This window comes from Streptomyces recifensis (assembly GCF_002154615.1).
Lineage (GTDB): Bacteria > Actinomycetota > Actinomycetes > Streptomycetales > Streptomycetaceae > Streptomyces > Streptomyces griseoluteus.
Window position 1 is genome coordinate 1 of record NZ_MUNH01000136.1, and the last position, 5,387, is coordinate 5,387.

General features: G+C 70.1%; 6 protein-coding genes. 1 reads left to right on the forward strand and 5 read right to left on the reverse strand.

Annotation, left to right across the window (positions count from 1 at the left end):
* The 3 genes from CCN33_RS08865 to ftsE form a co-directional block, all read right to left on the reverse strand.
* Positions 1 to 1,046: S41 family peptidase (locus tag CCN33_RS08865; RefSeq protein ID WP_208621692.1), on the reverse strand; the 1,046-nt coding region annotated here is incomplete at its 3' end.
* A 67-nt stretch (positions 1,047 to 1,113) separates the two neighbouring features.
* Positions 1,114 to 2,034 carry a permease-like cell division protein FtsX gene (gene ftsX / locus CCN33_RS08870; RefSeq protein ID WP_030810990.1) on the reverse strand — a complete coding sequence of 307 codons (921 nt, stop codon included), beginning with the start codon at positions 2,032 to 2,034 and terminating at the stop codon, positions 1,114 to 1,116.
* Between the two features lie 195 nt (positions 2,035 to 2,229).
* Positions 2,230 to 2,919, reverse strand: coding sequence for a cell division ATP-binding protein FtsE (ftsE, locus tag CCN33_RS08875; RefSeq protein WP_030810993.1), 690 nt, complete (start codon positions 2,917 to 2,919; stop codon positions 2,230 to 2,232).
* Between the two features lie 245 nt (positions 2,920 to 3,164).
* Between ftsE and CCN33_RS08880 the strand changes: the two genes are divergently transcribed.
* Positions 3,165 to 3,359: a hypothetical protein gene (locus CCN33_RS08880; protein ID WP_086692942.1), complete on the forward strand. Its 195-nt coding sequence runs from the start codon at positions 3,165 to 3,167 to the stop codon at positions 3,357 to 3,359.
* Positions 3,360 to 3,452: 93 nt separating this feature from the next.
* Here CCN33_RS08880 and CCN33_RS08885 read toward each other — a convergent pair whose 3' ends face one another.
* Both CCN33_RS08885 and prfB read right to left on the reverse strand, forming a co-directional pair.
* Positions 3,453 to 4,358 (reverse strand): hypothetical protein, encoded by a 906-nt coding sequence (locus CCN33_RS08885; RefSeq protein ID WP_086692938.1) that lies wholly within the window; start codon positions 4,356 to 4,358, stop codon positions 3,453 to 3,455.
* Between the two features lie 327 nt (positions 4,359 to 4,685).
* On the reverse strand, positions 4,686 to 5,387 hold a 702-nt coding region (gene prfB / locus CCN33_RS08890), incomplete at its 5' end, for a peptide chain release factor 2 (RefSeq protein WP_244173730.1).

A 5,387-nucleotide genomic window follows, 5' to 3' on the forward strand; every position in this document is an offset into this window, starting at 1 on the left:
ACCGAGCCGTCCGGCAGCGCGGTCGGCATCTGGACCGAGCCCTTGCCGAAGGTGCGCGAGCCGATCACCACGGCCCGGCCCCGGTCCTGGAGGGCGCCGGTCAGCAGCTCGGCCGCGCTCATCGTGCCGCCGTCGACCAGCGTGACCAGCGGGCGGGCGGTGTCGCCGCCGGAGGCCGCGTGCAGGGCACGCTGGGCGCCGTCCACGTCGTAGGTGGCGACCAGGCCGCCGTCGAGGAAGCAGGAGGCGGTGGCGACGGCCTCGGTGACCAGGCCGCCGGAGTTGCCGCGCAGGTCCAGCACGACCCCGCTGCCGGCCGGGGCGCGCCCGACGGCGTCCCGTACGGCCTTGGCGGAGCCCTTGGTGAAGGCGGACACCCGCACCACGACGACCCCGGCGACCGGATCGGTGACGGTCACCGGGTCGGTGGAGAGCCGGGCCCGGTGCAGGGTGCGGGACCAGGAGTCGGCGCCGCGCTGGATGCCGACGGTGACCGGGGTGCCGGCCGAGGCGTCCTCGGCGTCGCCGCGCAGCAGGGACACCACCTCGGTGACCGGGCGGCCGTCGACCCCGCGCCCGTCGACGCTGCGCAGCCGGTCGCCCTTGCGGATGCCCGCGTCGGCGGCGGGCGAGTGGGACCGTACGCGGCTCACGGTGACCTGCCCGTCGCGGGCGCGCCTGGCCCACAGTCCGACGCCGGTGTACTCGCCGTCCAGGGCGTCGCGGAACTCGGCGTACTCGTCCTCGGAGTAGACGGCGGCCCAGCGGTCCCCGCTGCGGCTGACGGCCTGTTCGGCGGCCTCGGTGGGCGACTCGCCCTTCGCCATCGCCTCGGCGGCGGCCCGGCGGACGTCCTCGGGGCGCGGCCTGCCGGTGGCCCGACCGCCCTCGGCCCACTGGGCGTTGGCGTCCAGCCGGCGGGCCTGCGCGGTGTCCGGCAGGGAGCCCGTGACGGCCCCCGCGGTGAGCGCTCCGGCGAACACCAATGTCAGGGCGGCCCCGCGGCGTTTGCGGCGGGGCTGGCGGAACAGGGCGTTGCCTGACATGGCGGTGAGTCTAGGACAACGCGAAGGGCCGTACAGACGGATGCCTGTATGGCCCTCTTGGCATGTGTCACACCTTCAGGTACTTGCGCAACGCGAAGAACGCCGCCAGCGAAGGCATCAGCACACTGGTCGCGAGGATCAGCGGCAGCTTGGTCAACACCGAGTCCCAGCCGATGAAGTTGATCAGCGTGAGCTTGCTGGAGAGGGCCATGCCATGGTCGATGGTGAAGTACCGGCCCAGCACCAGGAAGACGCACGCGAGGCTGCCGCCGATGAGTCCGGCGACCGCGGCCTCCATGATGAACGGCGCCTGGATGTAGAAGCCGGAGGCGCCGACCAGCCGCATGATCCCGGTCTCCCGGCGGCGGCTGAACGCGGACACCCGCACGGTGTTGACGATCAGCAGCAGCGCGACGAACAGCATCAGCGCCATCAGGAACAGCGCGGCCCGGTTCATCAGGTTGAGCAGCTGGAAGAGGTTGTCGAGGATGCTCCGCTGGTCCTGCACCGACTGCACACCGGCACGTCCGTTGAACGCGGTGGCGATCACCTGGTACTTCTGCGGGTCCTTGAGCTTGATCCGGTACGACTCCTGCATCTGGTCCGGCGTCAGTGAGCTGGCCAGCGGGGAGTTGCCGAACTGCTCCTTGTAGTGCTTGTAGGCGGTGTCCTGCGACTCGTAGGTGACCTTCTCCACGATGGAGGACATCTTGCCGAGGTCGGCCTGGATCTGCTTCTTCTGGTCCTCGGTGGCCGCGCCCTTGGCGCAGTTCACGTCCGACTGGGCGTCGCTCTTGTTGCAGAGGAAGATCGAGACGTTGACCTTGTCGTACCAGTAGCCCTTCATGGTGCTCACCTGGTCGCTCATCATCAGGGAGCCGCCGAAGAGGGCCAGGGACAGGGCGACGGAGACGATGACGGCGAAGGTCATCGTCAGGTTGCGGCGGAGACCGACACCGATCTCCGACATGACGAACTGGGCGCGCATGGCGTCTGGTCAAGCCTTTCCGTCGTGAACTTGCATAGGGGCGTCTTGTCGATCAGGCCGGATCAGGGAGCGGCGTCTGGTGCCGTGCATCGCAAGGCGGAGGAGGGAGTCGATGCGGAGCATCGGCGTGTGACGGCAACGCGGCGAGGTGCGGTGCCAGACGCCGCGAGCCCGGCGTGATCGGCGAGACACCCCTTAGTGCTGGTAGCCGTAGACGCCGCGGGCCTGGTCGCGTACGAGGCGGCCCTTCTCCAGCTCGATGACGCGCTTGCGCATCTGGTCCACGATGTTCTGGTCGTGCGTCGCCATGATGACGGTGGTGCCCGTCCGGTTGATGCGGTCGAGCAGCTTCATGATGCCGACGGAGGTCTGCGGGTCGAGGTTGCCGGTGGGCTCGTCGGCGATCAGCAGCTTGGGCCGGTTGACGAACGCCCGCGCGATGGCGACGCGTTGCTGCTCACCACCGGACAGCTCGCCCGGCATGCGGTCCTCCTTGCCGCCGAGCCCGACCAGGTCGAGCACCTGGGGCACGGACTTGCGGATCTCGCCGCGGGACTTGCCGATGACCTCCTGCGCGAAGGCCACGTTCTCCGCGACCGTCTTGTTGGGCAGCAGGCGGAAGTCCTGGAAGACCGTCCCGAGCTGGCGGCGCATCTGCGGCACCTTCCAGTTGGACAGCCGGGCGAGGTCCTTGCCGAGGACGTGCACCTGGCCGTGGCTGCACCGCTCCTCGCGGAGCACCAGCCTGAGGAAGGTCGACTTGCCGGAGCCGGACGACCCCACGAGGAAGACGAACTCGCCCTTCTCCACTTCCAGGGACACCTCCCTGAGGGCGGGGCGGGTCTGCTTGGGGTAGACCTTGGAGACACTGTCGAATCGGATCACGGATGCACCACGGGTCGCCGGGGGATGATGAGCGTGACCATACGCGAACCGGGAGTGCCTACGCAGGGCCCGGTCGCGTTGGGAGAGACTTGTGCGTTTTTGTACGGGCGGTTGTACGGCGGCTCTCCCCGCTTTCCCGAGCGCCCGCGCTCTTTCGGGGGGAACCTGGCAGAGTGGAGGGGGAACGTTCTCGTTCCCGTCGGCGTTGTACGGGGTTGAGGGCCTGGCACGAGGAGGGCGAGCGCATGACGTACGACCGGTTGGTGTGCGCGAACTGCGCGGCGCCCGTGAGTGAGGGCCGCTGCCCGGTGTGCCGGGCGAGCCGTGAGCGGCTCCAGCAGCAGGCGGGGTTCCTGGCCGGGGTGAGCCCGGCGGCGCTGGTCGCGCTGCTGGTGGTGCTGATCGCGTTGACGGCGCTGCTGGCGCACCAGACCGTCTAGGTTTCCCGAGGACACGAGGAAGGGCCCGGAGCGGGTGCTCCGGGCCCTATCCCTTCTCCGCCCGGGTTGCGCGGAGTGACGTGTCGGCTACCCTCAGGCGGCCGTGCCGCCGCGGTTGCCCGCCAGACGCGGCAGCACGCGGAAGGCGACGCCGCCCGCGATCATCGTCGCGGCGCCGACCAGCAGGAACGTGGTCTCCCCCGCACCGGTCTCGGCCAGCTGCTTGCCGTTCCCGGTCTGCTGCGCGGTGGTGTCCGAGCCGGTGTCGGTGAGGGCGGAGGTGCCCTCCTCCTGGGAGACGTTGTCGTTGCCGCCGTCGGGGGTGGTGCCGCCGGGGGCGTCACCGCCGCCCGTGGAGCCGCCGGTGGCGGAACCGCCGGACGTGCCGCCGGTGGAGTCGCCGCCGCCCGTGGTGGAGGAGCCGCCCGTGGAGCCGCCGCCGGTCGTAGAGCCGCCGCCGCCCGTGGAGCCGCCGCCGGTGGTCGAGCCACCCGTGGTGTCGCCACCGCCGGTCGTGGTGGAGCCGCCGCCGGTGGTCGAGCCACCCGTGGTGTCGCCACCGCCGGTCGTGGTGGAGCCGCCGGTGGTGTCGCCACCCGTGGTGGTGCCGCCGGTGTCACCACCCGTGGTGTCACCGCCGGTGTTGCCACCCGTCGTGTCACCGCCGGTGTCGCCACCGGTGTCACCGCCGGAGTCGCCGCCGCCGATCACGCCGCCGATGACCCCGCCGATGCTGACGTCGCCACCGGTGTCGCCACCGGTGTCACCGCCGGTCGTGTCACCACCCGTGGTGTCACCACCGGAGGAGTCACCGCCGGAGGAGTCGGTACCGCCCGTGCCGGGGTCAGGGTCGGTGCAGGTGACGAGGACGCCACAGGTCGGGTCGGGGTCGGGGCCCGGGTCGGCGGAGGCCACGCCGGCCACCATCAGCGAGGCGCCGGCGGCCATCACGGCGCCGGCGGCTATGCGTGCGACGCGGACGCGCGTCTTCTTCGTCATATGGTTGCTACCCCCAGTAGCTGTTGTCGATGTGGCGGCGCATGGGGCGGCCCGTGCTCGACGGAGGTAGCTGACGACACCGGTTCCGGCCCTTGGCCGGCCCCTGGCGCTCTCCCGTTCCCCCGGTTCACATGCGCCCCACGGATACGCATGCCGCGCCTCACCTTTCCCATTTTTTTAAGCAACGTCAAGGCCGTTGCGGGCGCAATGTCCCATGGGGGGCGCGTTTGACGGGAGTTGGGTGACGTGACTGTGACCTAACCCCCACACATAAAACAACTGCCGCCCATTGGACGGCAGTTGCGAGAGGTTGTCATGTCGACAAACTTACTTCTCCTGCTGCTTGCGCCAGCGAATTCCGGCCTCCAGGAAGCCGTCGATCTCACCGTCGAGCACGGACTGCGGGTTGCCGACCTCGAACTCGGTGCGCAGGTCCTTGACCATCTGGTACGGGTGCAGGACGTACGACCGCATCTGGTTGCCCCAGGAGCTGCCGCCGTCGCCCTTGAGGGCGTCCATCTTGGCGCGCTCCTCCTGCCGCTGGCGCTCCAGCAGCTTGGCCTGGAGGACGTTCATCGCCGTGGCCTTGTTCTGGATCTGCGAGCGCTCGTTCTGGCAGGAGACCACGATGCCGGTGGGCAGGTGGGTCAGGCGGACCGCGGAGTCCGTCGTGTTCACGCCCTGGCCGCCGGGGCCCGAGGAGCGGTACACGTCGATGCGCAGGTCCGACTCGTCGATCTCGACGTGGTCGGTCTGCTCCACGACCGGGAGCACCTCGACACCCGCGAAGGAGGTCTGGCGGCGACCCTGGTTGTCGAACGGCGAGATGCGCACCAGGCGGTGCGTGCCCTGTTCGACGGAGAGCGTGCCGTAGGCGTACGGGATCTGGACGGCGAAGGTGGTCGACTTGATGCCGGCCTCCTCGGCGTACGACGTCTCGTAGATCTCCGTCTTGTAGCCGTGCCGCTCGGCCCAGCGGAGGTACATGCGCTGGAGCTGCTCGGCGAAGTCGGCGGCGTCGACGCCGCC

What these genes read in the sequence shown, in the direction of transcription:
- CCN33_RS08880 (WP_086692942.1), top strand. Translation starts at nt 3,165, where the DNA reads ATGACGTACGACCGGTTGGTGTGCGCGAACTGCGCGGCGCCCGTGAGT.
- CCN33_RS08885 (WP_086692938.1), bottom strand. Translation starts at nt 4,358, where the DNA reads ATGACGAAGAAGACGCGCGTCCGCGTCGCACGCATAGCCGCCGGCGCC.
- ftsX (WP_030810990.1), bottom strand. Translation starts at nt 2,034, where the DNA reads ATGCGCGCCCAGTTCGTCATGTCGGAGATCGGTGTCGGTCTCCGCCGC.